At 56.9% G+C, this 2,668-nt stretch carries 3 protein-coding genes; 1 reads left to right on the top strand and 2 read right to left on the bottom strand.

Going from position 1 to position 2,668, the window contains the following annotated elements; all coding sequences use genetic code 11:
* Positions 1-326: c-type cytochrome (locus ACOI1H_RS24750; protein WP_422440908.1), on the top strand; the 326-nt coding region annotated here is incomplete at its 5' end.
* 511 nt (positions 327-837) lie between these two features.
* Here the strand turns inward: ACOI1H_RS24750 and ACOI1H_RS24745 are convergent.
* Positions 838-1,206, bottom strand: a complete 369-nt coding sequence (locus ACOI1H_RS24745; protein WP_422440907.1) for a response regulator — start codon at positions 1,204-1,206, stop codon at positions 838-840.
* 4 nt (positions 1,207-1,210) lie between these two features.
* Positions 1,211-2,668: sensor histidine kinase (locus ACOI1H_RS24740; protein WP_422440906.1), on the bottom strand; the 1,458-nt coding region annotated here is incomplete at its 5' end.

Below are 2,668 nucleotides of genomic sequence, written 5' to 3'. Positions count from 1 at the left end.
CACTGATGGGTGTATCGCAGTTGGGCGCACCGCAACTGATCGGCGGTCGCGGCACTCTTGCCACGGACGCCCCGGTCAAAACGGTCGAGAGCTACTGGCCCTACGCCAGCACGTTCTTTGACTATACTCACCGCGCTATGCCGATGACGGAGCCCGGCTCGCTTTCTGCGGATGAAGTTTATGCGATCAGTGCCTATGTGCTTGGCCAAGCGGGCATTACCAGTACCGAACCCGACAACGTGCTAGATGCCGCTTCAATGGCAGATATCAAAATGCCGAACGCCGATGGCTTTGTCTTGGATCCGCGTCCTGACACGAGCGACTAAGCGGAGTCGATCCTGCGTGCGACCTGCATGCAGGATCGACTGAATACTCCAATCAGTCGTTTTTTTCGGCGTCGTCAAATTTCTTGCCAGCCTTTGCGAGTTCCTTGAGGGCAGCGTCAAAACTGCTTGTCGTCGTCGCATTCAAACTCGCATGGGCTACCTTTATTTCGTCAAGGTTGGACCTAGGCAATTCTCTCCAAGCCGCTCCACTAAGCGCTCTAATTCCGACTTTTTTGGGCAGCAGACTTCGAGTAGATCAACAAACCCTCGTTTTTGGAACACGCGCAAACTGCTTAGATTGACGCTGCCACAAACCCCGTTCAAAATGTTAGCTGTTCTTGAAGGTTTGTGGAACGCAGCCAGGGTAGGACCACACCGGGACCCCGAAAGACAGTATACGTCAGCCTTGCTGACATAACGTATAATAAAAAATGTGTTGTCGAATTCTTGGGAACGGGAAGTAGCGGCGTATGTATGAGCCTGCGCGCGGGTGAACAGTTAGATATGGCAGTTAGGCCGGAGCCAACATCGCGCAAATACGCTGGGCTACGCCGTCAGCGTCATACGGTTTGCCGTAAAAACTGGCCTCTGCCGGCATATCATCAGCGCCGGGACTGTGTTTGCCTGAAGCGATGACAGTACTGATGGGTGGCCAGCGATCGCTTACTACAAAAGAAAGCTCCATGCCATTCATGTGACCCGGCATGTCTATGTCGGTAAACAAAAGACCGATGTCATCTCGCTCTTCCAGAATTGCTATCGCCTGCTGAGCGTTTGCGGCCTCGAATACCTCCAGGCCGGTATCTCTGATTGCGTCCGCCGCGGTCATACGGATCAAAGTTTCGTCTTCTACAACGAGCACGGCCTTTTGGCAGATCATGATCCTACTCCTCTGACGCGCCCCCCACCGTCGGCCAAGGGGCATCCAGTGTACACTCAACACCATCAGGGTCGAATTTGATCCCGACCTCGCCCGCGAAGTCTGCGGCAAGAACCTTCTCTATTAAGATCCCTCCAAAACCAGAGCGTGTCGGTGGCAAGACATCAGGGCCACCGCTCTCCCGCCACATCCAGATCAATCGGTCACTGCCATCATCAGCCAGGGTTCTGGACCAGTTGATCGCAATCTGGCCTTCCGGGACAGAGAGCGCACCATACTTCAACGAATTGGTGCCAAGCTCGTTCACTGCCAGCGCCAGCGCGAGGGCTCGTTTTGGGCCGATGCGCACAGGTGGACCTGACACCGCGATCTGCGCGGCGACAAAGGCGGCAGTGGCTGATCCGACGACTTCGTGCAGCAATGCTGAAGTCCAGTGCGTACTGGACAACAGCGAATGGGCGGCGCCGAGAGCCTGCAGCCGTTCGTTCAGGGTCTTACGTGCTGTGTCGATATCCGTGGCCCGCAGGGTCTGTGACGCGATAGCCGACACCGTCGCGAGTATGTTCTTGATCCGATGCTCCAACTCATGAGTCAGCATCAGCTGTCGCTCTTCGGCTTCCTTCTCGACGGTCACGTCCCGCAGGGCGCCGAACGTCCTGAGCGGACTACCAGTCTGATCTCGCAAGAATTCCATATGGCAGGCGATCCAGCGGATCTCACCGTTATCGGCTCTGCGGATGCGGTAGACGGCTTCGGGGGCGACGGCACCCTCACGACGGGACTGCGTCGTGGAAATAGCGGCGCCGTCTTCTGGGAGCACCAGTTTCTCGATATCAGTTGCTGGAGCGCTGTCCTGGACAGGCAATCCGAACATGTCCCACAGCTCTGCTGTTCCGACGATACAATCGGTTGCGAGGTCAATTTCCATCGAGGCAATACCGGCTGCCCGCTGAGACAGGCGCAGCCGCCGTTCGCTGTCGGCCAGCTGCCGATGCACCTGCTTCTGGTCTTCAATATCCGTATTGGTACCGATCCAGCGCAGCGGCTTTCCACTTGCATCGCGGGTTAGAACAGCTCTGCCGATGTGCCAGCGCCAAGACCCGTCTGCCCGGCGAATCCGAAACTCCACATCGTAGTTTTCGCCGTTTGCCACACAGGCCGCCCACCGTTCGGACGCCAGCGCCCGGTCGTCCGGATGCACTATCGCAGCCCAGCCCTGTCCATCCAAATCGCCCCGGGTAACACCACTGTATTGGTACACCCGGTCGTTAAACCAGTCGAGCGTACCGTCAGGCAAGGAGGTCCAGACATGATTGGGGACGGCTTCCGATAAGGTCCTGAACTGTAGTTCACTTTCCTGCAGCGCCCGTTCGGCATGGATCCGTCCGGTGACGTCAACACCCTCAACGAAAATGCCGCTCACCTCACCATGGGCGTCCCGCACCGGTTGATAAATAAAATC

This window comes from Loktanella sp. DJP18 (assembly GCF_049310965.1).
In the GTDB taxonomy this organism is placed as follows: domain Bacteria; phylum Pseudomonadota; class Alphaproteobacteria; order Rhodobacterales; family Rhodobacteraceae; genus Loktanella.
The sequence above is the reverse complement of the archived record's forward strand: the minus strand, read 5'-3'. Positions and strand labels throughout refer to the sequence as shown.

What these genes read in the sequence shown, in the direction of transcription:
- ACOI1H_RS24745 (WP_422440907.1), bottom strand. Translation starts at nt 1,206, where the DNA reads ATGATCTGCCAAAAGGCCGTGCTCGTTGTAGAAGACGAAACTTTGATC.